This is a genomic window from Pedobacter sp., from assembly GCF_041645105.1.
Classification (GTDB): domain Bacteria; phylum Bacteroidota; class Bacteroidia; order Sphingobacteriales; family Sphingobacteriaceae; genus Pedobacter.
Map to the genome: position 1 here is coordinate 514,179 of NZ_JBAZQQ010000001.1, position 26,311 is coordinate 540,489.

General features: G+C 37.0%; 26 protein-coding genes. 11 read left to right on the forward strand and 15 right to left on the reverse strand.

What is annotated here, in order from left to right; all coding sequences use genetic code 11:
* Nucleotides 1-75: 75 nt before the first annotated feature.
* A complete protein-coding gene (locus WC623_RS02140) occupies nucleotides 76-1,059 on the reverse strand; it encodes an FKBP-type peptidyl-prolyl cis-trans isomerase (RefSeq protein WP_372847862.1) in 984 nt (327 codons plus the stop codon).
* A gap of 57 nt (nucleotides 1,060-1,116) precedes the next feature.
* Nucleotides 1,117-2,127: a bifunctional oligoribonuclease/PAP phosphatase NrnA gene (locus tag WC623_RS02145; protein ID WP_372847863.1), complete on the reverse strand. Its 1,011-nt coding sequence runs from the start codon at nucleotides 2,125-2,127 to the stop codon at nucleotides 1,117-1,119.
* 143 nt (nucleotides 2,128-2,270) lie between these two features.
* Between WC623_RS02145 and WC623_RS02150 the strand changes: the two genes are divergently transcribed.
* Both WC623_RS02150 and WC623_RS02155 read left to right on the forward strand, forming a co-directional pair.
* Nucleotides 2,271-2,690 (forward strand): nucleoside-diphosphate kinase, encoded by a 420-nt coding sequence (locus WC623_RS02150; protein ID WP_372847864.1) that lies wholly within the window; start codon nucleotides 2,271-2,273, stop codon nucleotides 2,688-2,690.
* A gap of 119 nt (nucleotides 2,691-2,809) precedes the next feature.
* Nucleotides 2,810-3,556, forward strand: coding sequence for an FKBP-type peptidyl-prolyl cis-trans isomerase (locus WC623_RS02155; RefSeq protein ID WP_372847865.1), 747 nt, complete (start codon nucleotides 2,810-2,812; stop codon nucleotides 3,554-3,556).
* 36 nt (nucleotides 3,557-3,592) lie between these two features.
* Here WC623_RS02155 and WC623_RS02160 read toward each other — a convergent pair whose 3' ends face one another.
* The 3 genes from WC623_RS02160 to WC623_RS02170 are packed head-to-tail and all read right to left on the reverse strand — an operon-like array spanning nucleotide 3,593 to nucleotide 5,179.
* Nucleotides 3,593-3,754 (reverse strand): hypothetical protein, encoded by a 162-nt coding sequence (locus tag WC623_RS02160; RefSeq protein ID WP_372847866.1) that lies wholly within the window; start codon nucleotides 3,752-3,754, stop codon nucleotides 3,593-3,595.
* Between the two features lie 38 nt (nucleotides 3,755-3,792).
* Entirely contained in the window at nucleotides 3,793-4,083 is a 291-nt protein-coding gene (locus WC623_RS02165; RefSeq protein ID WP_349784271.1) for a DUF721 domain-containing protein, read from the reverse strand.
* Entirely contained in the window at nucleotides 4,076-5,179 is a 1,104-nt protein-coding gene (locus WC623_RS02170) for a DNA replication/repair protein RecF (protein WP_372848972.1), read from the reverse strand. Before WC623_RS02170 ends, WC623_RS02165 begins: the two co-directional genes overlap by 8 nt.
* 203 nt (nucleotides 5,180-5,382) lie before the next feature.
* Between WC623_RS02170 and WC623_RS02175 the strand changes: the two genes are divergently transcribed.
* The 3 genes from WC623_RS02175 (at nucleotide 5,383) to ytxJ (ending at nucleotide 7,189) form a co-directional block, all read left to right on the forward strand.
* Complete coding sequence (locus WC623_RS02175) at nucleotides 5,383-6,054, forward strand: tol-pal system YbgF family protein (protein ID WP_372847867.1); 672 nt, start codon at nucleotides 5,383-5,385, stop codon at nucleotides 6,052-6,054.
* 96 nt (nucleotides 6,055-6,150) lie between these two features.
* The gene (gene ribH / locus WC623_RS02180) at nucleotides 6,151-6,642 is read left to right on the forward strand and encodes a 6,7-dimethyl-8-ribityllumazine synthase (protein ID WP_372847868.1); all 492 of its coding nucleotides are present in this window, start codon (nucleotides 6,151-6,153) and stop codon (nucleotides 6,640-6,642) included.
* Between the two features lie 214 nt (nucleotides 6,643-6,856).
* A complete protein-coding gene (gene ytxJ / locus WC623_RS02185) occupies nucleotides 6,857-7,189 on the forward strand; it encodes a bacillithiol system redox-active protein YtxJ (protein ID WP_372847869.1) in 333 nt (110 codons plus the stop codon).
* On the opposite strand, the gene WC623_RS02190 is transcribed toward ytxJ, so the two are convergent.
* Nucleotides 7,179-7,583, reverse strand: coding sequence for an OsmC family protein (locus WC623_RS02190; RefSeq protein WP_372847870.1), 405 nt, complete (start codon nucleotides 7,581-7,583; stop codon nucleotides 7,179-7,181). The genes ytxJ and WC623_RS02190 overlap by 11 nt on opposite strands.
* A 123-nt stretch (nucleotides 7,584-7,706) precedes the next feature.
* On the opposite strand from WC623_RS02190, the gene lipA reads away from it, so the two are divergent.
* Nucleotides 7,707-8,585 carry a lipoyl synthase gene (gene lipA, locus WC623_RS02195; protein ID WP_372847871.1) on the forward strand — a complete coding sequence of 293 codons (879 nt, stop codon included), beginning with the start codon at nucleotides 7,707-7,709 and terminating at the stop codon, nucleotides 8,583-8,585.
* Between the two features lie 2 nt (nucleotides 8,586-8,587).
* Here lipA and WC623_RS02200 read toward each other — a convergent pair whose 3' ends face one another.
* The 4 genes from WC623_RS02200 to WC623_RS02215 all read right to left on the reverse strand — a co-directional run bounded on the left by WC623_RS02200 (nucleotide 8,588) and on the right by WC623_RS02215 (nucleotide 14,412).
* Nucleotides 8,588-9,532, reverse strand: coding sequence for an NAD(P)H-hydrate dehydratase (locus WC623_RS02200; protein ID WP_372847872.1), 945 nt, complete (start codon nucleotides 9,530-9,532; stop codon nucleotides 8,588-8,590).
* Between the two features lie 11 nt (nucleotides 9,533-9,543).
* The gene (gene uvrA, locus WC623_RS02205) at nucleotides 9,544-12,387 is read right to left on the reverse strand and encodes an excinuclease ABC subunit UvrA (RefSeq protein WP_372847873.1); all 2,844 of its coding nucleotides are present in this window, start codon (nucleotides 12,385-12,387) and stop codon (nucleotides 9,544-9,546) included.
* Nucleotides 12,388-12,520: 133 nt separating this feature from the next.
* Entirely contained in the window at nucleotides 12,521-13,573 is a 1,053-nt protein-coding gene (locus WC623_RS02210) for a 2Fe-2S iron-sulfur cluster-binding protein (RefSeq protein WP_372847874.1), read from the reverse strand.
* A gap of 89 nt (nucleotides 13,574-13,662) precedes the next feature.
* Nucleotides 13,663-14,412: a lytic transglycosylase domain-containing protein gene (locus WC623_RS02215; protein ID WP_372847875.1), complete on the reverse strand. Its 750-nt coding sequence runs from the start codon at nucleotides 14,410-14,412 to the stop codon at nucleotides 13,663-13,665.
* A gap of 459 nt (nucleotides 14,413-14,871) precedes the next feature.
* Here WC623_RS02215 and WC623_RS02220 point away from each other — a divergent pair, with 459 nt between their 5' ends.
* Nucleotides 14,872-16,353: a pseudouridine synthase gene (locus tag WC623_RS02220; RefSeq protein ID WP_372847876.1), complete on the forward strand. Its 1,482-nt coding sequence runs from the start codon at nucleotides 14,872-14,874 to the stop codon at nucleotides 16,351-16,353.
* Nucleotides 16,354-16,363: 10 nt separating this feature from the next.
* On the forward strand, nucleotides 16,364-17,479 hold the full coding sequence (locus tag WC623_RS02225) for a lactonase family protein (RefSeq protein WP_372847877.1): 1,116 nt from the start codon (nucleotides 16,364-16,366) through the stop codon (nucleotides 17,477-17,479).
* 5 nt (nucleotides 17,480-17,484) lie between these two features.
* Here the strand turns inward: WC623_RS02225 and bshA are convergent, their stop codons facing one another.
* The 3 genes from bshA to tilS all read right to left on the reverse strand — a co-directional run bounded on the left by bshA (nucleotide 17,485) and on the right by tilS (nucleotide 20,669).
* Nucleotides 17,485-18,630 (reverse strand): N-acetyl-alpha-D-glucosaminyl L-malate synthase BshA, encoded by a 1,146-nt coding sequence (gene bshA / locus WC623_RS02230; RefSeq protein WP_372847878.1) that lies wholly within the window; start codon nucleotides 18,628-18,630, stop codon nucleotides 17,485-17,487.
* Between the two features lie 140 nt (nucleotides 18,631-18,770).
* Nucleotides 18,771-19,253, reverse strand: a complete 483-nt coding sequence (locus WC623_RS02235) for a hypothetical protein (RefSeq protein WP_372847879.1) — start codon at nucleotides 19,251-19,253, stop codon at nucleotides 18,771-18,773.
* Nucleotides 19,254-19,313: 60 nt separating this feature from the next.
* Nucleotides 19,314-20,669 carry a tRNA lysidine(34) synthetase TilS gene (gene tilS, locus WC623_RS02240; protein WP_372847880.1) on the reverse strand — a complete coding sequence of 452 codons (1,356 nt, stop codon included), beginning with the start codon at nucleotides 20,667-20,669 and terminating at the stop codon, nucleotides 19,314-19,316.
* A gap of 79 nt (nucleotides 20,670-20,748) precedes the next feature.
* On the opposite strand from tilS, the gene WC623_RS02245 reads away from it, so the two are divergent.
* Nucleotides 20,749-23,106 carry an OstA-like protein gene (locus WC623_RS02245; RefSeq protein ID WP_372847881.1) on the forward strand — a complete coding sequence of 786 codons (2,358 nt, stop codon included), beginning with the start codon at nucleotides 20,749-20,751 and terminating at the stop codon, nucleotides 23,104-23,106.
* Here WC623_RS02245 and WC623_RS02250 read toward each other — a convergent pair.
* Nucleotides 23,081-23,659, reverse strand: coding sequence for a non-canonical purine NTP diphosphatase (locus WC623_RS02250; protein WP_372847882.1), 579 nt, complete (start codon nucleotides 23,657-23,659; stop codon nucleotides 23,081-23,083). The two genes, WC623_RS02245 and WC623_RS02250, sit on opposite strands and share 26 nt — an antisense overlap.
* Before the next feature lies 1 nt (nucleotide 23,660).
* A complete protein-coding gene (locus WC623_RS02255) occupies nucleotides 23,661-24,272 on the reverse strand; it encodes a hypothetical protein (RefSeq protein ID WP_372847883.1) in 612 nt (203 codons plus the stop codon).
* A gap of 111 nt (nucleotides 24,273-24,383) precedes the next feature.
* Here WC623_RS02255 and WC623_RS02260 point away from each other — a divergent pair, with 111 nt between their 5' ends.
* Together WC623_RS02260 and WC623_RS02265 are read left to right on the forward strand one after the other, a co-directional pair.
* Complete coding sequence (locus tag WC623_RS02260; RefSeq protein ID WP_372847884.1) at nucleotides 24,384-24,884, forward strand: hypothetical protein; 501 nt, start codon at nucleotides 24,384-24,386, stop codon at nucleotides 24,882-24,884.
* A 62-nt stretch (nucleotides 24,885-24,946) separates the two neighbouring features.
* Entirely contained in the window at nucleotides 24,947-26,308 is a 1,362-nt protein-coding gene (locus WC623_RS02265) for a peptidylprolyl isomerase (RefSeq protein WP_372847885.1), read from the forward strand.
* The last annotated feature ends 3 nt before the right edge of the window (nucleotides 26,309-26,311 follow it).

The window sequence follows — 26,311 nt, forward strand, 5'->3', positions numbered from 1 at the left end:
AACCATCGGAGCTTAACAAATAAAAAACCCGGTATGCTTTTGCGTACCGGGTCTCTTTATTATTTTTTCAGTTTTCTATGGAGCAACTGGTGCAATTGTAGCACCTGCCTGACCAGCAACTGGTTTTTTAATGTCTGACAATTCAACTTCAAATACAAGTGGAGAGAAAGGACTGATACCACCCTGAGGCATACCACCCTCGCCATACGCAAGGTTTGAAGGAATAATTAAAGTGATTTTTCCACCTTTTCCAATTAACTGTAAACCTTCATCAAATCCAGGGATTGCTCTGCCTAAAGTGATTGGACGAGGGCCATACTGGGCCATTGCATTGAATTTACCTGATGCTTTAGCAATTTTCTCGTCTGAAGTATCGAAAACATTGTCTTTACCATCAGATTTTTTAGTTGTCAATTTACCAGTATAGTTAACCATCATTGTATCACCCAATGCAGGTTTTACAGCATCACCAGGTTTGCTGATTACATATTGTAAGCCAGAAGCTGTTGTTGTAGTTTTCAGGTTATTATCTGCAATGTATTTTTTGATTTTACCTGCTTCAGCACCTTTCTTCTTGTCCATGGTAGTTTTATAATCCTTTTCAAAGAAATCTCTTGCTTTGTTTTGGAAAGTAGAATCTGCTTCATTAGCACCTTTAGCCAATACTTTCTCTACTTTAACAGTAAACACGATATACTTATCTTTTGTACCTGCAGGTTTTGGCTGACCAGAACGAGCCGCCATAGTATCAAGATCTAACTTAAATGTAGCACTATCACCTTCTCCAAACAATGTTAACACATCGTTCATATCTCCATCATACATTTTCTTAGCAACAGGAAATACCTGAGGTTGCTCCATATCCCATGTATTGAACATCACAGAATCCTTTTCACTTTTCTGGATGAAGTTCAACTTAACGATATCACCTTCTTTAATTTTCGCACCACCACCATCTTTGTGAATGATATACGATAGGCCTCCCGGACCTTTTTTATAATTGTTACAAGCAGCTAACCCAAGTGTTGCCGCGAAAAGAATTAAGATACCTTTCTTCATGTGTTCTTTAAAATTATACTTTTTATATGTTTACTTTCTATAGTTAATTGCTACAGACTACTGTAGCAATTGGTTTTTATACTCTACTAAAAGTGCTTTAAAATCCAGCACTGTGTCTTCTAAATTCTTTTCAGAAACCCCTCCAGCGGCATTTCTATGCCCACCACCATTAAAGTATCTCTTACAAATCTCATTCGCAGGAAAATCTCCTGTGGAGCGCAAAGATAATTTAACTTTATCAGTTCTTTCAATAATAAATGCAGCCAATTTAATACCATTAATTGACAATGCATAATTTACAATACCCTCGGTATCACCTGTCACAATATTAAATGATTTCAATTCCTCTTTACTTACCTTAATAATTGCTGTATTAAACTCTCGGAGTATTTCTAGTTTTTCACTTAAACAGTGACCTAAGAAACGTAAACGGTTTTCAGTTGCATTATCGTATACCAACTGATGAATTCTCCAATGTTCTGCACCAAGGTCGATTAAATCCGCTGCAATGCGGTAGACAGCGGCATTTGCAGATTCGAACCTGAAGGAGCCTGAATCTGTCATGATTCCCGTATATAAACAAGTCGCAATATCCTTGTTCATCATTGCTCCATCCCCCAGTTCATTTACAATAAATTCATAAACCAACTGAGCTGCAGCACAGGCATTTATATTCCAATGACGATAATCATCAAAATCCTCAGGATCCAGATGATGATCAATCATAACTTTATAAGCATCAGATGCTCTAACCAAATCACCAAGCTCATTGATTCTGCTAAGGCTATTAAAGTCAAGACAAAATACAAGTGAAGCTTCTGCAACCAATTCTGCTGAACGTTCCTGCTCATCCGTGTAAATAATCACATCAGCATTATTAGGTAGCCAATGCAAAAAGTAAGGATAATCTGTAGGTGTAATCACTTTAACATGATGTCCTTGCTGAATCAGATAGGCATATAAACCTAAAGATGAACCCATTGCATCACCATCAGGTTTATGATGAGTAGTAATTACAATTTTCTGTGGCGTAGCCAGTAATGATTTTATTTCTGAAATTGATAGCATAACTTTCGCAGCAAAGCTAATAATTTAATGATAATTGAAGCCAATAATATTTCGACCTCTTTTAGCAAGATTTTAAAGGTAATAAATCAGCGCTTTAATATTAACAGTATAAAATGTAATTTTGCAAAAAATTAAAAATCAAGATGAGTACAAACAGAACATTTACCATGATTAAGCCTGATGCAGTTGCTAATGGCCATATTGGTGCAATCATTAATGATATTACTACTGCAGGTTTTAAAATCATAGCATTAAAATACACTAAATTAACTGCAGAAACAGCTGGTGAATTTTATGCTGTTCACAAAGAACGTCCTTTTTATGCTGACCTTGTAAGCTTTATGTCTTCAGGACCAATCGTTGCTGCAATACTTGAAAAAGACAATGCTATTGAAGATTTCAGAAAATTAATAGGTGCTACTAACCCTGCTGAAGCAGCTGAAGGTACTATCCGTCAGAAATATGCAAAATCAATTGATGCAAATGCTGTTCACGGTTCGGATTCTGATGAAAACGCACAAATTGAAGGTGATTTCTTCTTTACTGCTGTAGAGCGTTTCTAAGAACATTAATATTTCTTCATCGTTATGACCATAACGAATCTAATATTAAAATAAGCACCTCAAAAAAGGTGCTTATTTTTTTGTAAAGTTTGTACCTTTCAAGCACAACAATAAAACAAATGAAAAAGACTTTAATTACACTAATGCTTCCACTTTGTGCACTTACCTTAAATGCGCAGACTAAAGCGCCGGTTAAAAAAACAACCACAGTAAAAAAACCGATAACATCAGCAAAAAAAGCTAGTACTGCAGGACCAATAGTTTTCAAGTCGACACTAGACTCCGCAAGTTATGCCTTTGGCAATACTATGGCAACCAGTATGAAAAACGACGGGTTAGCTAGCTTGAACTATGATTTATTAGTAAAAGGATTAAAAGATGCCTTTGGTGGTGCAACTCCTTTAATTTCACAAGAGAAGTCGCAGACAGCAATCAGCAACCTATTTATTACGGTTAGTAAACAAAAACATGCACCTGCAATTAATGAGGGTAAAGCATTTTTAGAAAAAAACAAACTGCAATCAGGTGTACAGGTTACTGCAAGTGGGTTACAATATCAGGTAATCAACAGAGGAACCGGAATCAGACCGAAAGCTACAGATACAGTATTGGTAAATTACAAAGGAACCTTACTTAATGGAAAACAATTTGACAGCTCATACGACAGAAATGAACCACTGGAACTACCATTAAACGGTGTAATTGCAGGATGGACAGAAGGAGTTCAACTGATGCAAACCGGATCAAAATACAAATTCTTTATTCCTTATAACCTTGCATATGGAGAACGTGGTGCTGGCGCAGATATCCCTCCATACAGTACTTTGATATTTGAAATTGAATTACTAAAAGTAAACGGAAAATAACCGATATAAAACCATTGTCATAGTTTATTGTTAATCCTATACATCAAAACTAAAATCTATGACTGTAAAAAGGTATTTTCCATTGGCAATTATTGCTTTACTTTCCTCGACTCTTATGAGCTGCGAACTTGTCGAAGGCATCTTTAAAGCAGGAGTATGGACGGGTATAATTATAGTAGTGCTGGTACTTGCACTCATTATATGGTTAATAAGCAGAATTTTTGGCGGATAACCGCTTAAAGAAAAACAAGATCAGTAATCACTTCAGAACCGGCACGTTCATTAATTTTTTGAATGATGCCGGTTCTCACCATTAAAAGCTCGTTCTTAATTACCGAAGATTCAATCCTCACGAACAATTTCTTTTGTGAGACATAGATTTGCGTAGTACGGTTAGCAATTGCCTTTCCCATCAAGTCAGGCCATAAAGCCACAACTGATGTCTCATCAAATTTACCCTTTAACTTATAAACATTCAGCAACTTGCCGATGCCTTCTTTTAATGTAATATCATTAGGCTTACGCATGATTTATCCCCCCGTTATTTACCTCAAATAAAGTAATTGGCACATCAATTTTATTAAATACTGCCAAAACCCGTTCTCTTCCTGTATCTGTAATGAAGATCTGTCCAAAATCATGATGTGAAACCATCTCCATCAGCTTATGCATTCTATTGTCGTCCAGTTTATCAAAAATATCATCCAGTAACAACAAAGGCTTAAAACCTTTATACTTCTGAAGGTAAGCATATTGTGCCAACTTCAGAGCAATTAAAAAAGATTTCTGTTGTCCCTGAGAACCAAACTTTTTTAAAGGCATATCCGCAATGGTGAAAATCAAATCATCTTTATGAATTCCAGTCGTAGTTCTTTCCAAAACTTTATCCTTTTCTATAGATTGTAAAAGCAATTGGTCAAAAGACGTATCATGAAGCTGACTCTGATACTGTAAGCTTACTCGCTCCTTATCATCTGTTAAAAAATGATAATACTTATCAAATAATGGAATAAACTCCAGCATAAACTGCTGTCGCTTCTTATAGATCTTAATCCCAGAAGCGACCAATTGTTCGTTATAAATCTCCAATAATGTCGGATCATAACTGCGTGTTAATGCGATTTGTTTGAATAAAGCATTACGGTTCAAAAGATGACGATTATACATAATCAGTTCATCCAGATAATGAGTATCCGTTTGAGAGATCACATTATCCATGAAACGCCTGCGCTCCTCGCTTCCCTCCATAATAATATTGGTATCATAGGGAGAAATCATCACCAAAGGAAATAGTCCGATATGGTCCGCCAACTTATCATATTCTTTTTTATTCCTTTTAAATTGCTTTTTCTGATTGCGTTTTACGCCACAAGTGATTTTCTCATTCTTTTCCTGTCTTTCAAAATCACCTTGAACAAGAAAAAGGTCATGACCAGTTTTTATTTGCTGGGAATCGATAGGATTAAAATATCCTTTACATAGGCACAAATAATGAATGGCATCCAATAAATTGGTCTTACCAGCTCCATTATCACCTACAAAGGCATTTACAGTTTCCGAAAAACTAACATTTGCATCTGTATAGTTTTTAAAATTAAGAAGAGTAATGTTTTTTAACCACATAGTATCTGTAGCCAAAGTTACCGTTTAGCTTTGTTAATCCTATGATTTGTTTTCTGCAATGCTTGAGGTTTTATCTCAATTTATTAACCTTTCTATTGGTTCTAATTAACGATCAGTTCATTAAATTTATTAAATACTTTTAAAAGAGGTTGATACTTTGATGTAAAAATGTATTTTTGCAGTCCTTAATTTTTTAAAATAAAATGTCTACAACAGAGAAAGAAATAAATCAGCCGGTAAGAAAGGGTTCTTTTTTAGAAGAAAATTCGAAAAGCCTTTTGTTCATTGCAGGTGCAATTGTAGTATTAATTGGTGTATATTTCTGGTATCAGAATGTATATCTGGATAACAGAGCGAAGGAAGCTTCTGCTAAAATGTACAAAGCAGAACAATACGTAGGTGCAGCGGATTCATTAGCAAACAAAGCCATTAATGGCGAAGGTGGTTACCCAGGTTTAGAGAAAATCGCAGACGAGTATGCCAATACAAAATCCGCAAACCTTGCAAACCTATACCTTGGTGGTATTTATTTACGTAAAGGTGATTATAAAAAAGCTACAGAAGTCTTAGGAAAATATGCTGAAACTGGAAGCGCTGTTGCAGATCCATTGGCTCTTGGTTTATTGGGTGATGCTTATAGTGAGCTGAAAGATTTAAAACAAGCAGCAACTTATTATAAAAAAGCAGCTGATAAAGCAAGTAACAAATTCACTTCTCCTATGTTCCTTAAAAAACTAGGTTTGGTTTATGAAGCACAAAAAGAATTCAAAAATGCTCAAGAAGCATATACTAAGATAAAAACTCAGTACCCTGAAAGTCAAGAAGCTACTATGATTGACGAGTATATTGAGCGTGCATCAGTACAAGTGAAATAAAAACAGCTTAAATTTTAAAGAAAAGGTTAACCAATGGTTAGCCTTTTTTTGTGCCATATCACCAAACCTTTCTGAAATTTTATCTAAGTTTGCAGTATGGCAACTCAATTAAAGAACCTCTCTGATTTTTCACATACAACGATACCTAATGGTAGTGCATACAAATTTGCAATTGTAGTTGCAGAATGGAACGCAGAAGTTACAGGCAGTCTATATAACGGCGCATTAGAAACCCTACTTAAACATGGTGTATCTGCAGACAATATTATCTCTGTAGCTGTTCCTGGCAGCTTTGAACTTACTGCAGCGGCAGAAATCCTTTTGCAGAAACACAAGAATCTTGATGGCGTAATCTGCTTAGGCTGTGTAATTCAAGGAGAAACCAAACATTTTGACTTTATTTGTGACGCTGTAGCCAATGGTATTACGCAAGTGGGTATTAAACATGCTAAACCAGTTATATTTGGTGTGTTAACAACTAACGACCAGCAGCAGGCTTTAGATAGGGCTGGAGGTAAGCATGGCAATAAAGGCGATGAAGCTGCAATTACAGCATTAAAAATGGCAGAACTTACCGCAACAGTATAACTATTTTGATTATCTTGCTAAAAGCTGTAGATTAGTAGTTTAAATAACAAACTCAAAACGATATTACTGATGAAGAGAATTGCAATACTATTGCTTGGCGTATTTTTTGCAATAACTGTCCTGGAAGCCTGTTCTAACAAAATATGCCCGGCCTATAGTTCCTATCCAGAAGGAAGAAGAAGACGATAAAGACGGGTAGATAATTCATAAAATCATGCAGTGGAAAAACATTACTGATCTGGAACAGATTAGTCAGATACAGAAAGAAGAAGGATATAGTTTGATCTTTAAGCACAGCACGCGTTGTTCTGTGAGTTCAATGGCCAAAAGACGTTTTGAACAGGACTGGTCTGTTATTCCTGAAGACACCTCTTTGTACTTTTTAGATCTGATCAGCCACCGTGATATTTCTACCCATATAGCTGAAACTTTTCAAGTCCACCATGAATCGCCGCAAATCCTATTGATTAAAAACGGCGATTGCATATTGGATGCTTCACATAGTGACATTTCGGCCGAAGAAGTGGCAGAAGTGATTAGTAATTAAAACTAACTGTTTTCTTAATATCAGGATGTAAACTAAACATCACCGGACAGGTATTAGCTGAACGTTCAATAATCTTTTTATCTTTATCTGAATAGTTATTTGCAGGAAACTGGAAGTCAACTACAATCTCTGTAACCCTTCTTGGGTTTTCAGCCATGATCTTTGTGATGTCACAAGTTGTCCCATCAATATTAAATCCATGTTCATTCGCTGCAATACCAACAATAGTCAGCATACAATTGCCTAATGAAGTAGCTAGCAAATCAGTTGGAGAAAATGCCTCCCCCTTGCCTTTATTGTCAACCGGTGCATCAGTAATAATTTCATTTCCAGAACGCTGATGTATAGATGTGGTTCTTAAACCACCATTGTAAGTTATTTTTGAAGTACTCATATGGTAAAAATAAGCATTACCTATTTAAGCAACATAAAAAATCAAGATAAATTATGATTTTAATCTGATGCTTATTGACACAGGGTTTTATAACAATTCAAACCTATTGCGTAACTTTGCCTCATGATCGCACTTCCGGTTGTTTCAGAGAACCCAGTACAACGTAAACCAGATTGGCTTAGAGTTAAGCTACCTGTAGGTAAAGAATATGCACAAGTACGCAGCTTGGTAGATACCCATAAGCTACATACCATCTGCGAAAGTGGTAATTGTCCAAATATGGGCGAATGCTGGGGAGCAGGCACTGCAACCTTTATGATTCTGGGCAATATTTGTACACGTTCATGCTCCTTCTGTGCAGTAGCAACAGGCAGACCTTTAGCTGTAGATACAGACGAGCCTAACCGTGTAGCCAATTCTGTTAAACTAATGAAGGTAAAACACTGTGTAATCACTTCAGTTGATAGAGATGATTTGAAAGATGGAGGTTCAATTATTTGGGCTGAGACCTTACAAGCCATCAGAAGAGAAAGTCCTGAAACAACATTAGAAACATTAATCCCTGATTTTAAAGGTCAATGGGACAATCTTTACCGTGTTTTAGAGGAACGTCCAGAAGTAATGTCTCACAATGTGGAAACCGTAAAAAGGCTAACCAAGCAAGTGCGTATACAAGCAAAATACGACAGAAGTTTAGAAGCGTTGAAGCGAATTTCTGAATTCGGCTTAAGAACCAAAACAGGTATTATGCTTGGACTTGGAGAAACTGAGGAAGATGTTCTGGAAGCAATGGATGATCTTGTGGCTAACGGTGTGCATATTTTAACACTAGGGCAATACCTGCAACCTACACGTAACCACCATCCTGTGGTAGATTGGATCCATCCTGATCAGTTTGCCAAATACAAGGAAATAGGATTAGCAAAAGGATTAAGATATGTAGAAAGCGGACCGCTTGTACGTTCATCATACCATGCAGAAAAACATCTATTCGACTTTTAGTTTTAATGAGTTTTGCTATTTAAAAAGCTTTTGACCGTTATTGGAAGTCTTGCGGCTAATTGTGAAGCTGTAATGTTATAATGGCTTACAGCCAATTCATCTCCTGCTTTGCCATGAAAGTAACATCCCAATATTGCAGCTGCTTTTGGACTATAGCCTTGTGCAACATAAGCAGTAATCAAACCGGTCAGAACATCTCCCATTCCACCTTGCGACATAGCTGGGTTCCCTGTCGGATTGATACAAACATCCCCCTGCTGGTCAATAATAAAGCTATATTGGTTTTTCAATACGATAACAAGGCTCAGCTTTTTAGCCATTATTCTAGCTGTTTGTAATCGCTCCCACCAACTTTTGTGCTTACCAAACAAACAATCAAACTCTTTTAAATGAGGGGTCAATATTGAGTTTTTAGCAAGATGCAACAAGAGATCTTCTCGTTTAGATAGAATGTTCAAAGCATCCGCATCAGCTACCACCGGAGTTTTTAAAACAACCAGCTCTTCCACAATACATATCGCTTCAAATAACTTTCCAAGACCAGGGCCGATTGCTATCGCATCATATTTTTTTAATGATTTGATCTTAACCAGATGAGCTCTGTCCAAATACATTGCTTCGGGCAGGAAGGTATTCAAGGCGGTTAAACCATTTTCAGGGATGGACACGGTTGTTAAACCCGCTCCACCATACACACAGCCACTTGCACTAAGCAAGGCTGCTCCCATGGTCTTTGCATCACCTGCTATGATCAATGCATGCCCGTATGTCCCCTTATGCGAAAAAGGCTTCCTTCGCTTTAAGATAGCACTGACATCTGCTATTTCAATTAACTTATAGGGAGAGCCATCTGTTTCTGCGTTAGATTGATCTAATCCTTCATCAACAACCTGAAGTTTGCTTGAAGGATCAGAATCGGGCAGAAAATCGCTTACAAACACTGCCATAACTGTTGATTTTACAGGCCCATTTCCTTTTTAAGGAATTTGCCGGTTAAGCTAATCGGGTTTTGTATCAAGCCCTCTGGAGTACCTTCAAAGAGAATTCTTCCCCCTCCAACACCGCCTTCTTCACCTAAATCAATTACCCAATCGGCCACTTTTACCACATCCAGGTTATGTTCAATAACCAGTACCGTGTTTCCACGTTCCACAAGTTCATTAAGCACACCTAATAATACATTTATATCCTCAAAATGCAGGCCAGTTGTAGGCTCATCTAAAATATAAAATGTCTTGCCTGTATCTTTTTTTGAAAGTTCAGTAGCTAACTTAACACGCTGAGCCTCACCACCAGAAAGTGTAGTAGAAGATTGTCCTAAAGTAATATAGCCTAACCCCACATCTTTCAGTGTTTTAATCTTTCTGTAGATAGCAGGCATATTCTCGAAAAAGTCGCAAGCCTCCTCAATACTCATATCCAGTACATCACTGATCGACTTACTACGATAACGTACTTCCAACGTTTCACGATTATATCTTTTACCATTACACTCTTCGCATGGCACCTGCACATCAGGGAGAAAATTCATTTCTATCACTTTCATTCCGCCACCCTGACAGGTTTCGCAACGTCCGCCTTTTACATTAAAAGAGAAACGGCCAGGTTTATACCCCCTGATCTTTGCTTCAGGTAACTGCACAAACAGATTTCTGATGTCAGAAAAAACACCGGTATAAGTAGATGGATTGGAACGTGGTGTACGTCCAATTGGCGCCTGATCAATTTCTATAACTTTATCAATTTCCTTTAACCCATTGATCTTTTCGTATGGTAGAGGATGTTTCTTCGCTCTAAAAAAATGATGATTTAATATTGGGTATAAGGTTTCTGTAATCAAGCTGGATTTACCACTACCTGAAACACCTGTTACAGCAATGAACTTACCTAAAGGAAAATCTACAGACACATCTTTTAAATTGTGCCCACTAGCTTTAATGATAGAAAGCTTATGTCCTGTGCCTTTTCTTCTCTTCTTCGGCACCTCAATTCCTTTCTTTCCATTCAAATAAGCAGCTGTAAGCGTATCAGATTTTAAAATATCGGCTGGAGTACCTTGCGCAACAATTTCTCCGCCACGCAAGCCTGCAGCAGGCCCTACATCAATCACATGGTCAGCCTCCAGGATCATGTCTTTATCATGTTCAACCACCAATACTGTGTTTCCCAGATCTCTCAGATTCTTTAAAGCACCAATTAGACGCTCATTATCACGTTGGTGAAGTCCAATACTTGGTTCATCCAAAATATACATCACATTCATCAGTTGTGACCCTATCTGTGTAGCAAGCCTAATCCTTTGTGCTTCTCCACCTGAAAGCGTTCGCGCAGTGCGATCAAGGGATAAATAATTTAATCCCACATCACTTAAAAAACCAAGCCTTGAACGGATTTCTTTCAAAACTTCTTTAGCAATGGTGTTTTGCCTATCATTTAACCGGTCTTCCAACCCTATAAACCAGGTTTTAACAGAACTGATATCCATTTCTGCAAGTTCAAAGATATTTTTGCCATCTATTTTAAAATTCAGGCTTTCTTTCTTCAAACGCGCACCATTACACACAGGGCACGTCTTTAACTTACGGAAACTCTCCATATCATCTACCGCCCCTTCACCTTTACGCTCTTGCTGTTCCTCCAACAGTTTAATAATACCATCAAAAGTGATCTGGTAGTTCTGTACGTTCCATTTGTTATATTCCACAGCCACTGAAAGGAGCTCATGAGAACCATTCAATATAATATTGATGATATCATCTCCTAGCTTTTCAATTGGTGTAGATAAAGAAAAATTATACTTTTTTGCCAGGGCTTTTAAAACCTGGAACATCCATATATCTCTGTATTCACCCAAGGGCGCTAAGCCACCGCTCATAATACTGAGCTTAGGGTTTGGCATTACGGATTCTTTATCTACGACGAAGATATACCCTAAACCGTCACAGTTCTCGCAGGCCCCATAAGGAGAGTTAAAAGAAAAACTATTCGGCTGAGGCTCGTCATAGGAGATCCCCGTAGTTGGACACATCAAAAAACGACTGAAGTGAGCTACATTATTTTCCTTATCACTAATTTTAATAATGCCTTTACCTAAACGCATCGCAGTTTGCAAAGAATCCTGTAAGCGTTTAAGATCTTCACGATCAACAATCAGACGATCTACAACAATCTCAATATCATGGATTTTATAGCGGTCAACTTGCATTTTAGCCGTAATATCTTGGATTTCACCATCGATACGAACCTTTACATAACCCTGTTTACGGATCTGCTCAAACAACTCCCTGTAATGACCTTTACGTCCTTTTACAACCGGAGCCAGGATATTAACAGGCATTTTATCAAACTTCTTGAAGATATTTTCAAGAATCTGATCTTCGCTCATGCGTTCCATTTTTTCACCGGTATTATAAGAATATGCATCCGCAGTACGTGCATATAGCAAACGCATAAAATCATAGATTTCGGTGATAGTTCCCACTGTAGAGCGCGGGTTTTTACTAGTGGTTTTCTGCTCAATGGCAATAACCGGACTCAGGCCAGATACTTTATCTACATCCGGACGTTCCATTCCTCCCATAAATTGGCGGGAATAGGCACTAAAGGTCTCCATATATCTGCGCTGCCCTTCAGCATAAATGGTATCAAAAGCCAAAGAAGACTTCCCGCTACCACTTAAACCAGTAATAACTACTAGTTTATTCCTTGGAAAGGAGATATCAATATTTTTAAGATTATGTACCCTTGCACCATATACTTCTACATCTCTTTGCTCGCCAAGGTCAACAGTATTTTTGCTCATATATATTTATAAAAGATGCTGAATCTTTATTTTAAGATTGCAATTCTTTACACTGCAAAATTGCTAAAAATTTTATCAAAACAACGGTGCAAAACTAAAAATTACATTCACATTGTCATCACTTAATTTAAGTTTACCAGACTATTGTAGTACCATCTTCTGTTGGATGCCCGGTACAGACCAATACCCTTCCAGCAGCAATTTCATCATCCATCAACACCTCATTATAATCCATTTCAACCCCACCCTTGATGCAATTGGCAGTACAGGTACTACATATCCCGGCATGACAACTGTAAGGCAGCCCGATTTTGTTTTCGAGTGCTACATCTAAGATTGTCTTATTGTAAGGAACATCTATATTATAAATATTGTTCTTAAAATTTAATACAACATTGTAGGTATTGGTGTGCTTGATAACTTTTTCCGTTGAATCGTCCTCATCTACCTCGTCCTCTGGCAAAACAAAAGTTTCTCTTTTAATCTGTTCTTGATCAAAACCAAGGTTCAATAAGGTAATCCGACATACGTCCATATAATCGATCGGTCCACAGGTATACAATAAAGCATCCATTTTCTCGAACTCCAGATACTCTTTAATCAACCGTTCTATTAGTTCCCCATTTAGGCGGGCCATTAGCAGATTTTGCGACTGACTAAGTACATAAACAATTTTAAACCTTTCTGTATATTGCCTTTGCAATGCATTCAGTTCATCATAAAACAATGTCTGAGCCACTGATCGGTTGCTATAGATCAGAATAACCTTACTATTTTTTTCCCTGATCAATGCCGTTTTTATAATAGAAAACAATGGAGTGATTCCAACACCAGCACCAAAAAGAAAGACTGTTCTTTGCTTTAGTAGTTCTGGTTTATAATTAAAGCGACCATTTGGCTCCACAGCTGTCAGCACATCCCCTACAGCAGTTTTATGGTGTAATAATCTAGATATTTCACCATTCTCTACTCTCTTAATAGCAATAGCAAGAGGCTCATCAACATCGGGTGAACTACACAGGGAATAGGACCTCCTTAATTCTTTTCCAGCTACATCAAAGACAAGGGTTAAAAACTGACCTGCCAGATACTTTGGTTTTTCACCATTTACCGGCTCAAAACGAATAATCAGCGTTTCTCCCGGGCAATAGGTCATTTCAGTTATTTGCAGTTTCAACAATACCATATGGGGGTAAAATAATAATTTTCCTACAAACCAAAAAGCCGTTTAGTATAAACTAAACGGCTCCCCAATTTGCGAGTATCTTTAACTGTTTATTCAACAGTTTTGTCTTCAGCTTTTCTATCACGTTCGGCATTGTAAGCCAATAATGTACGTGGTGCTGTATAACCGTAATCATTAGGATTCTCCACGATTTGTTTCATAGAAATCAATTTATAAACATAACCACCAGTTTCCTGATTTAGTTTTAGTTTAAAATAGTTATCCTGATTTTGTTTGGAGATTTGACGTCTCATGTGGCCATCACCTACATTATAAGCGGCAGCAACTAGCGTCCAGCTATCAAAAGTCCGATATAGTTCTTTTATGTATTTAGCGGCAGCTATAGTTGATTTACGTAAATTGTTTCGCTCATCAACTTTTGCATTAACTTTCAAACCATACATACGGGCTGTTCCAGGCATAAATTGCCAAAAACCTGCTGCACCTTTAGGCGAGACACCACTATTTAACCCTGATTCAACCAAAGGCATATATTTAAAATCTTCGGGAATGCCGTAAGCGGCAAGGATCGGTTCGATTATCGGAAACCATTCTGCAGCTTTTCTGTGCAGCTTATTGGTCTGTAAATTACTGAAGTAATGTGCAGCAAGCGTCCTCTTCATTTTCCGCTCTACTTTGACATCACCAAGTGGCAATGTCTCGTCTGCAAAGTTTAATTGATCCATCAATGAAGCTTCCTTCGTGATGTTTGATGTTAGTGTATCTGTACTTGTTATTTTTTCTTCTTTTGAAATACTTTTCGCTGCTTGGGGCATGTTGTAAGCAAACACTTTTGCCATAACCAGTAATGATATTATTACCGTACATGTTATTATGTGTTTCTTTATCATTTTCCTCCTTTTTTTGGTGAATAATTTAAAAACGTCGGCAAAGATACAACATATTAATCTAATTATCAATGAATTACAAAACAAACCCTCAAAATCAATGTTTAAGCATACTTAAAGGACGTTTCTAAAAGCCGTGAAAAGCAGTATTTTCTCGGCTAAATATAAAACTCCCGGAGTCTAACGCCTGCCAATTACTCACTAAGAAAACACATATACACTAAGTAGCTTTATTTGTACTCATAGCCACCATGCTTAAATGGCATAAAATCTTGTAAATTGATTTCCCAATTCACCAAAATCTGGTACTAGTCAGACGCTTAATTGCAGTTCTCAGACAGTATAATTAGGAATGAGTACTTTTTTTCGTAAATTTGTCGCCCGCATAAATTATGTGGATAAAAGCGTATCATGATAAAAAACAACAACAGGAACAGTCGGGATGACAAGTCCAAACCGGGAAACCGAAGCACAACAGGCAGAAAACCAGCTGGAGCGTCGTCTTCATACAAGGGAAAAAGCAAGTTTGACGATAAAGAAGGAAGAGACAATAAGTTTGGTGGCAACAAGGATTTTAAGCCTAGAACACTAAGAGACGGAGAAAGCAGAGACTTTAAACCCAGAGAGGGAGAAAAAAGAGATTTCAAACCAAGAGCGGATAGAGACGGAGATTCAAAAGATTTCAAACCAAGAAGTTCTGGCAGTGATTTCAAATCAAGAGGTTCCAGAGATGGCGACAATAAAAGCTTCGGCTCTAGAAGCACCGGCCCCAGAGATTTCAAATCTGGCAGCAGAGATAACGATAACAAAGATTTTAAACCACGTTCTTTTAAAGATGCTGGCTCAAGAGAAACCCCAGCTGGAGAAAGCAAACGTAGTTATATAAAGAAAGATCATTTCAATACTGAAGGAGATAAACCTTTCCGCAAATTTGATGATAAAAAAAGTCAGTCTTCAAGAAGCACTGACAACAGACCTTTCAGAAAAAGAGAAGATGATGGTGCTAAAACCGGATTCAAGGGTGCAGGCAATCGTCCTGAACGTTCTTTTGATCGTACTGATCGCGGAGAGCGTTCTGAACGCCCAACTCGTCAGGAACGTAATAACACATGGGCAGGTCCTGAAAAAGCTCCAACCATGCGTGGTAGAAAAAATGCACCTGTTCAGAAGGACGATGGATTAATCCGTTTAAACAGATACATTTCAAATGCAGGGATATGTTCTCGCCGTAAAGCCGATGAGCTTATTGCTGCAGGTGTAGTTTCTGTAAATGGTGAAGTAGTATCTGAACTGGGACATAAAATTGACCCGGCAAACGATCAGGTGCGTTACAATGGAGAATTGCTTAAACGCGAAAAGAAAGTTTACGTGCTATTAAACAAACCTAAGGATTACATCACTACTACTGATGACCCTCAGGAACGTCGTACAGTTATGCAATTGGTCGACAAAGCAAGCAGAGAACGCATTTATCCTGTAGGCAGACTAGACCGCAATACAACAGGTTTATTGCTTATGACTAATGATGGTGACCTTGCTGATAAGCTTTCTCACCCGAAAAATGGCATCACTAAGATATACCATGTTGAATTGAACAAAAGTTTAAGTCAGGGCGACCTGAATAAAATTCAATTCGGTTTGGAGCTTGAAGATGGTATTATTAAACCAGATTCTGTATCTTACGTAACCGGAGGATCGAAACGTGAAGTAGGTATACAAATCCATAGTGGCAAAAATAGGATTGTACGCCGTATATTCGAACACTTAGGATATGATGTAGTAAAACTGGACCGTGTTGTGTATGGTAACCTTACAAAAAAAGATCTTCCACGTGGAAGATGGCGTTACCTGGAAGAGCATGAGCTAATCCAGATTAAGCACCTGATAAAATAAAAAACATAATATGAAAAAGATCCCCTCGCTTTTATTGCTAATACTTTTAACACTGCAAAGCTTCGCACAACAAAAGGACTACAATTTAATCATAGGGACTTACACCAGTCCAGGTAAAAGTGAGGGGATCTATATATATAACTTTGACATTAATACTGCTGATTCTAAATTCAAAAGTGTAGCCAAAGAATTATCTAATCCCAGCTATGTAGCTGTTAGCAACAACAATAAATTCCTCTACTCTGTTTCTGAAGGCTCAAGCAGCACATTAGGTGCTTTTGCTTTTGATGGTTTAAAAGCTGAATTAAGCTTTTTAAACAAACAGTCAACTGGCAGCCGCGGCGCTTGCTTTGTACTTGCTGATGAGAAACATGTTCTTTCTGCCAACTATGGAGGCGGAAGCATTTCTGTTTTTGGAATAGAAACCAATGGTAGTTTGACACCTTTAAAACAATTAATTCAGCATACAGGAAAAAGTATAGATCCGCAAAAAAGACAGGAAAGTGCTCATGCACATCAGGTCCAATTTACACCAGACCATAAGTATGTAGTTTGTATAGACCTGGGTGAAGATCAGGTATACATATATAACTACAACAAAGAAGGAAAAGAAAAGGTACTAAGCATTAACAATATCGTTAAAACTACTCCAGGTTCTGGCCCACGACATCTTACATTTAGTCCTAATGGCAAATACGCCTATCTTGCACATGAATTTAATGGCAGCATTACGACTTATGCTTATAATAATGGAAAACTGAACAAAATTCAGGAAATAGCGACTACAGATAAGGACTTCTCTGGAAGGATTGACGGAGCCGATATCCACATCTCTCCAGATGGAAAATTCTTGTACGAAACCAATCGGGGCGATGCCAATACCATTTCTGCATTTGCCATACAGGCTAATGGTAAACTTAAATCAGTTTCTCGTATAAGTACATTGGGTAAAGGACCCAGGAACTTTACAATTGACCCGACTGGCAAGTACCTGTTGATAGGCCACCAATACACTAATAACGTTGTCATCTTTGAACGCAATAAAAAAACCGGCATCTTAAAGGATACCGGTAAAAGAATTGAGTTAAATGCTCCTGTATGTTTGGTCTTTGCTCCTATTAAATAGGAAATTTAAACTTTCACCAACTTTGTTGATTCCGCAATAACCTTATTATAATATGCTACATAATCCGGTAGGATTTTCTTCAAGTCGAAGTCCTGAGCCCTGGCAAATGCATTTTCCTTAAACTGCTGTAAAACTTCATCATTTTCGAGAATACGAACAGCCTTTTCAGCCATATCATCTATATCACCAACATTACTCATAAAACCAGAGAAACCGTCTACATTTAATTCTGGTAAACCACCAGAATTAGAAGTAATTGCAGGCACTTTACAAGCCATAGCTTCTAAGGCTGCCAGGCCAAAGCTTTCAGAATCAGAAGGCATTAAGAACAAATCCGAAACGGATAAAATCTCTTCTACAGCATCCTGCTTACCTAAAAAGCGTACATGCTCACAAATCCCCAGATCCCTGCACAATTTCTCATCAGATGCACGCTCCGGACCATCACCTACCATTAGTAATTTAGATGGAATTCTCTGCAAAATCTTCTGAAAAATACGAATTACATCTGCGGTACGCTTCACCTTTCTAAAATTGGAGGTATGAATCAATATCCGCTCATTATTAGGAGCAATAGCCTTTTTAAAGTGATCTTTTGGCTTTAAACTAAAACGTGAGAAATCTATAAAATTGGGAATGACCTTGATTTCATTTGTGATATCGAAGTGATCTTCGGTATCCTTCTTCAAACTCTCAGAAACAGTAGTTACGCCATCTGATTTGTTAATCGAAAAAGTAACCACAGGCTTGTAGGTTGGATCCTTCCCAACAAGTGTAATATCTGTTCCATGTAAGGTGGTTACGAAAGGGATATAAATACCATAAGTTTCCAGAATCTGCTTTGCCATAAAAGCAGCTGAAGCATGTGGGATCGCATAATGTACATGTAGAATATCCAGTTTTTCGAACCTTACTACATCAACGAGTTTACTCGCTAATGCGGATTCATAAGGTGCATAATCAAACAGAGGATAATCTCTTACAGATACTTCGTGATAGAAAAGATTAGCAGAAAAGAAATCCAAGCGTGCTGGCTGACTGTATGTAATAAAATGTACCTGATGGCCTTCATCGGCTAATGCCTTTCCAAGTTCAGTAGCCACTACGCCACTACCACCAAAAGTAGGGTAACAAACAATACCTATTTTCATAAAAACAAATTAGTTTCATGAAGCTATCATGAGCATATATCCGCTATCGTTATGCTCACGACGGTTTCATTGAAATTATTTAACGCTGCAAAGTACAGTACTTAAAACGATGATTGTGTTAAACTAATGCAATTATTTAGCTAACTTCTCATTTCTTCCTGAATAACCAGATACATCTCATTTGGTCTTTGTGTACCAATGTAATACTCTAAGCCATCACGGTCTGTAAGGACAACGGCATCTTTACCTGAAGAATAAAACCTAATACTGCCTTTACGGTGCAAATTGTACACCGGATTATTTAATGAAAAGCTGCTATAAGAATCTTTTCTAACCTTTACTATTGAATTTAAATCAATCACAACTTTTCTTGCTGACCACAAGCCATCAATGATAATTTTCTTATCAGCTATCATCGTTTTATACTGAATCAGAAAAAGCAATAATATAGAAACGCCTATAATGCCAAAACCTACCACCAGAAAAAGATCCTGGGTATTATCGCGATCACGTTCATAAACGTAAGCTGCAAAACAAAATGCCGCCATTACCAACCTGATACAAATTCTAATGTAATCCCGGCCAATATATTGTTTTTCAAAAAAAGCGTATCGGTTTCCCATGTGTGCGTGTATTTTCAATAAAGTTACTGGTTTTTTTATTGCATCCTGCTTTCGACCTGCTTAAGATTGTTTAGGAATTGTAATATGTAACTGCTGCAACTCAAAAACAGTAACCTTCCTGGTACTATTAGTAAGCTTATACCTATTATCCTGCCTCCAGCCTACAATCCAGATGATCTCGCCATTTCCATTTATCAATATTGGAATTTGCTCCTTTTCACTAATTGGGATTTTCTCATCAATAAAAAAATCACTTAGTTTTTTAAAGTTTTCCATTCCTAATGGCATAAACCGGTCTCCATCCTGCCACTTTCTCAACACCAATGGGAACACAAGCTTATTAGCATCAACATAGGCAATATCTCTATTTTTCTTAAAGTTCAGATCATCGGATGAACTGATAAGAATCTGACTTTCACCAAATCTTATCAAGCCATTATCAGCATGAATAAGTAAATTACTTAATGCCTGATCGGTCAACTTATCTATAATCAGAGACGTTCTATCTATAACAATCCTGTGCGAATTACTCAGAAAGACAGTACCACTTTGCTTATCTAAACGCTCTAAAAGTTCAGCAACAACAGGTTCCGTGAAATCAAATGGCCTGAGCAGTTCAAAAAGCAATAATTGTTTAGGAATTAAAGCTTTCACTGCTTCTATGGATAAATAAAATCTTCCTTGTTTTTCTTTTAATATTTCTTGTTTTAATCTATCCACGGTCTGCTGTAAAACCATTTCAGTTTCAGCAAAACGTCTGATGTTGTGACTAAAAGTTTCCTCAAGATTAGGGTTGATCTCTTTAAGTTGAGGGATCACATTCAGTCTGATTTTATTACGTGAATAGTAGGTACTCAAATTGGAGCTGTCTTCCACATAATCTATTTTATTTTCTTTGATGATTGATGTAATATCTGCCGCTGAAAGAAACAGTAAAGGTCTGATCAGCTTATCCTTTTTAGGCAAAATCCCATGTAATCCCGCAATACCAGTTCCACGTGTAAGATTTAACAATACCGTCTCTATAGCATCGTCCTGATGTTGTGCTAAAGCAACATAATCATATCCCTCTCGCAGTCTAAGCTCCTCAAACCACTCGTAACGAAGTGTCCTCGCTGCCATTTGCGTAGATACCTTATTTTTTTCTGCAAAATCTTTCGTTTTAAAATGAGTCACATAAAACGGAACCTCGAGCGTTGCAGCCAGCATTTTTGCAAAATTTTCATCTCTTTGGGATTCCGCTGCCCTTAAATTAAAATTGCAATGTGCAATACCAAATTCAAATCCAGAGAGTTTAAATAGCTGAGCCATTAAAACAGAGTCCTTACCCCCACTTACAGCTAAAAGGATTTTATCTTCTGGCTGAAAAAGCTTATGTTGACTGATATAGGTTTGAAAATTTTGCAGGGGTAACATGGTTTCAAAAATAATGAATAATAATCCATGATGATATCATAACCTTTAAAAAAACAAATTATAAAACTAACTTTGTATTGTGCAAAAAATACACTATTTCCTACTTCTATTATTATTATCCAGCTCTGTGCTTGCACAGCAGAAGACCAAGATCATTGTCGAAAGCTGGCAAGCAACAAATGTAGATGCAAAAAAGAATATTTCTTATTTAAGAAAACCCGTATTCAGACAAGATAATGCGACCTTGACTTGTGACAGTGCCGTTTTTTATGTAAATGAAAACGTTTTTGATGCTTTTAATAATGTACACATTAATCAGGCTGATACAATTAACATTTATTCCGACCGACTAAATTACAACGGGAATACAAAAATTGCACATTTAACCAGTAATGTAAGAATGGTAGACCGTGAATCTGTACTGACTACCAATATACTGGATTACAATATGGCTACTAAATATGGCACCTATATTACCGGTGGTAAAATTGTAAGTAAGGATGTAACTTTAACCAGTAAAAACGGTTATTATTTTTCAAATACCCGTGATGCTTATTTCAGATATAATGTAGTTGTAGTAACCCCAGAGAGTGTGATCAATTCAGATACCTTGCGTTATAACACATTAACCAACTGGACTTATTTTTACGGACCTACCAATATCAAGGGTAAAGACGACAACCTATACACCGAAAACGGCGCCTATAATACTAAAACACAGTATGCCTATTTCGGAAAGAAAAATTTGTATACCATGGGATCAAAATCCCTTAAAGGAGATAGTTTATACTACGATGGTATTGCCGGATACGGAAAGGCAGTAAGAAATATAGTTTTTAAAGACACTACTGATAAAACAGTGATGTATGGTCAACTTGGTTTTTACTATAAAAAAGATGAAAGAACCTTAGTTACCAAAAACCCTTATATAGGCTTAGGTACTGCAGATTCCATTATGGTAAACAATATAAAACAACCAGACAGTTTATGGATGGGAGCTGATACATTGGAGACACAAATGGTTCTAAAAAAATCACTGACATTAATTTCCTCACCTGTCATTAAAAAAGATAATGAACTAGGTGAAGAAGACGATCCTGAAGATAAAAAGGTTAGTCCTGCAGCCCCCAAGGCTATCCCAAATGAAAACACTTCAGCTCCAAAAAAGCTTGATAAGGACATTAAAAAGAATGCAAAGGCAAGAAAAAATACGCCCAAAAAGCCATTGGAAAGTACTGAAATTAAGCAAGGAGCAGATAGCCTTTTAAAAGATAGTACACTAATGGACAGTCTGCAACTGCTTAAAAAGACAACCCCGATACCAAAAGACTCCGTGTTAAAATCGAAGGCGGACTCCATTTTAAAAACAGGTAAAGACAGCGTTTCAAAAGCTATTAAAGCTGCAGCTCCAATAGTAAAGGGGAAAATTGATACTGCTCTAAAGGGAAAAGTAAACCCCTTACCAAAAGGGAAAGCAGACACAACTTTAAAGGGGGATCTTGCTAATAAAATGAAAAATGTTGCGGTCAAGGATTCTATACCATTCAATCCTGAAGACACTGTACGAACAAGGATTATTAAGGCTTACCATGATGTAAGGGTTTATAAGTCGAACATGCAGGCTAAAGCCGACTCCTTATTTTATACTGCAGCAGACTCCACTCTTCGTTGGTACCGGGATCCTATTCTTTGGGCAGAGGGTTCACAGCAAACTGGAGACACCATTTACCTGCAGTTAAAAAACAAAAAGTTAAGAACATTGCAAGTCCTGCAAAATGCTTTTCTGGTAAACGTCAACGCTGATTCTGCGAAATACAATCAGATTAAAGGAAAACTAATTACTGCTTTTTTCGATGACGGAAAGCTCCAAAATATGTTTGTGGATGGAAATGCAGAGAGTATTTATTTCAATCAAAATGAAAAAAAGATCTATACTGATATGAACCAAACGGTAAGTAGTCGTATAAAAATCTTATTTAAAGATAAAGAAATTGCAAGGATTGTGACAATCAGAGAACCTGAAGGAATCAGAACACCCGTTCCTGAATTAAAGGAAGATGTTTTTTTAACTGGCTTTACCTGGAAACCAGAACTCAGACCACGATCTAAAAAGGAGGTAATTAGTGGAAGAGCCAAGGCTAAGTCGCCCGCAAAAAAAGCACCCGCAAAAAGTACACCTGTCAAAAGCACTAAAGGCACGCCAGCTAAAGATACAGTAACAATCCCGCCTAAAAACACTAAAATCCCAGTCGCCGCAACAGATTCTTTAAAGAAAACAATTGTTGATTTAAAGAATAAAGTGCTGGAAAAACCTGTTAGCCCAGGACTTCAAAAGGACAGTACCGCAAGGAAAACTATTAAAGAAAGTATCGTAAAACCTGTTGTTGACAGCATTTCAAAAAGTGATACGACTAAGGTTGCTCCTTTAAAAAAGTAATCAGTTTATTCATGGCTAATGCCCTGTGACTAATTTGATTTTTCTGTTCCATACTCATTTCTGCAAAAGTTATATCATAACCTGCAGGCTCGAAAATAGGATCATAACCAAAGCCTTTTTCACCAGAAGGACTAGTCCTGATCACACCATTAATGATACCTTCAAAAAGAAAAACCTCTCCATTTCTAATTAAGGAAATAACGGTTCTGAAACGTGCCTTTCTATTAGACTGTCCTTCCATTTTCTGAAGCACCAGATTAAGATTTTTCTGATCATCTTTTATACCGGAATATCTGGCAGAAAAAATACCTGGTTCCTGATTTAATGCTTCTATTTCTAAACCACTATCATCAGCAAAACAGTCCATATGATAATGATCTGTAACGTATCGGCTCTTCAATGTGGCATTTTCAGCAAAGGTATCACCAGTTTCAGGAATATCAGTATCGCAGCCAATATCGTTCAGATTTAACACTTTATATTCATTCATCAGCATATTACGCACTTCTTGCGTTTTATGCTGGTTATTTGTCGCAAAAACAAGTTCTCTCATATTATAATCCAAGATTTTGAAGGCTTCCCCATAATGCCTTTTTCCCAGCAGGGTTCTTATCTAATATTCTTAGCTCCGCAGAGAATATCATTTTTACAGGTCCTTCCATCACAATAACATGTTCAGGATGTGCTTTGCTCATAGAAAGATCAGCAGGAGTAACACCAAAAGAGAAAATCAAAGTGCTTGAAAAGTGTGACTGCAATTGTTCAAACCCTACCCCTTTGTATTTTGCATAATTAAGTAAGGCAAAATCATTCGCACTTAGGTTTATTGATTTTACAATTTTACGCAACAATTCACGCCCGTTCTCATCACTTACATCATTTTGCTCATCGTTAACCAGAATCAGAATATTACGCAGGTTCTTACCTAAGTATTTAAACGCTATCGATTGAGGAACTATAATATCAACTGGAGTTTCAGCAACTATAGCAGCAGAATTAACAATAGACTCAACTGAAGAAGTGACATTTTCTTTAGATGAAAGTCCTGGTTTATCGGCTTTTACACCAAATTCAACACCCTGATTACCAACATCATCAACTAAATAAACATCGTCTGTAAAAAATAAATGTAAGGCTGTTCCATCAGCTGTCAATTGGCTATCCATTAATGATAATTTTACTAGGAATATTTTTTCTGTTAAAATTAGTTAAATATCTTATTATAGTGCCTTTATTTATTACTTTTATGCCTTAAAAATATACACTATATATCTTTTGTGAGAAAAGCTTATTGCATTTTAATCTTATGTTTTTTTATTAAAGGTGCATTTGCACAAAATGTAGCAACCATTAATGGAAAGCCTATTAGCAATAAGGAATTTTTATGGTTTTATAAAAAGAACCATAAAGGCAATTCAACTACCTCGGTGAAAGATTTAGAAGATTATTTAAACCAGTATATCAACTTTAAGCTTAAAGTTTTAGATGCAAGAGGTATGGGTTTAGACACCGATACTGCGTATCTTGCGGAAATGAAAAACTATGAGTCTGCATTGGATGCTCAAAAAAGAACTTCCAAAACAAGTCAGGCCCATAAAATGATGATGAATGAGTACCGAGATGCAGCTTTAATGTTTAATGTATCGGAAATAAAGGTATGGAATAAGCCTATTGATGATCAGGAACGAATTGAAAAAGATTGGATTGATACACTAAGAAAGAAATATAGTGTGAAAATTAATCAAAATGAGATAAGAAAACTGGCAAAGTTGGATTAAACTAGTCAATAGCAATTGAGAATATTAAATTTGCAAAAAGAATACAATTGAATAAATATATAATGAAGAGAATTTTTTTGATCGCAAGCGGATTAATCTGTTTGTTTTTTAATACCCAGGCACAAAAAAAGAACATAGATAAAGTCGTAGCGGTATTAGGAAGCAATATTATATTGTTATCTGATTTAAATCAGCAATATGCACAGTTTCTTAATTCTGGAAATCCAGATGATCCAAATGTAAAATGCTATATACTCCAGCAAATGCTTGCTCAAAAACTATTGAAGCAGCAGGCGGAAATTGACTCTGTTACAGTAGATGAATCTCAGATTGATGAAGAAGTAGAAAAGCGTATGCGCTACCAGATTCAAAGAGCTGGTGGGCAGGAACGTTTAGAGCAATTCTTAAACCGCTCCGTATTGCAATATAAAGATGAGATCAGACCCGACATTAAGGAACAGCTGATATCCAATAAAATGCAGCAAAAAATTACTCAGGATGTTGGCATCACACCTTTAGAGGTGAAAAAATATTTTGATGGGTACAAAAAAGACAGCTTACCAGATATTCCTACAGAGTTCGAAATCGGTGAAATTGTAATGTATCCTAAGCTTACCAAAGCTGAAAAACAAAAGTTCCATGATAAGATTGATGCATTACGCTTAAGAATAAAAAGCGGTGAAGATTTTGCTTTCCTTGCAAAATCGTATTCTGAGGATCCGGGATCGGCACCTGATGGTGGAGATCTGGGTTTCTTTGACCGTACCAGAATGGTAAAAGAATTTACCGCTCAGGCTTTTAAATTAAAAGCAGGTGACATTTCTCCTGTTTTTGAAACCGAACATGGTTTCCATATTCTACAGGTAATAGAGCGTCGTGGTGAACAGGTAAACGCACGTCACATCTTAATTCGCCCGGAAACTACACCGGCAAGTTTGGAACGCATCAAATTTAAAGCTGATACCATTTATCAGAATCTTGTTAGTAAAAAAATACCATTCTCTTTTGCAGCATCACAGTATTCAGACAATAAAGAATCCCAATACAATGGGGGTATGATTCTTTATGCTGACAACGTAACGGCAAGAACAACATTTATACCTGCTGACAAGCTTGATCCTAAAGTATTCCTGATTGTAGATACTATGAAAGTGGGTGAAATATCAAAACCTACCTTATTTACCGATCAAAGTGGTAAAGATGGCTATAAGATTCTTTATTTGAAATCTAAAATCCCACCTCACAAAGGGAATCTTGAGCAGGATTATGCTAAATTTAAAGAAAGAGCACAACAGGAAAAAACAGATAAGATCTTAAGTGAGTGGTTCGAAAAAAGAAGAGAAAACACTTATATCCGTATTGATGAGGACTACGACAACTGTGATGAGTTAAAAATCTGGTCGGCTAAGTCTGCAAAAAAATAACAT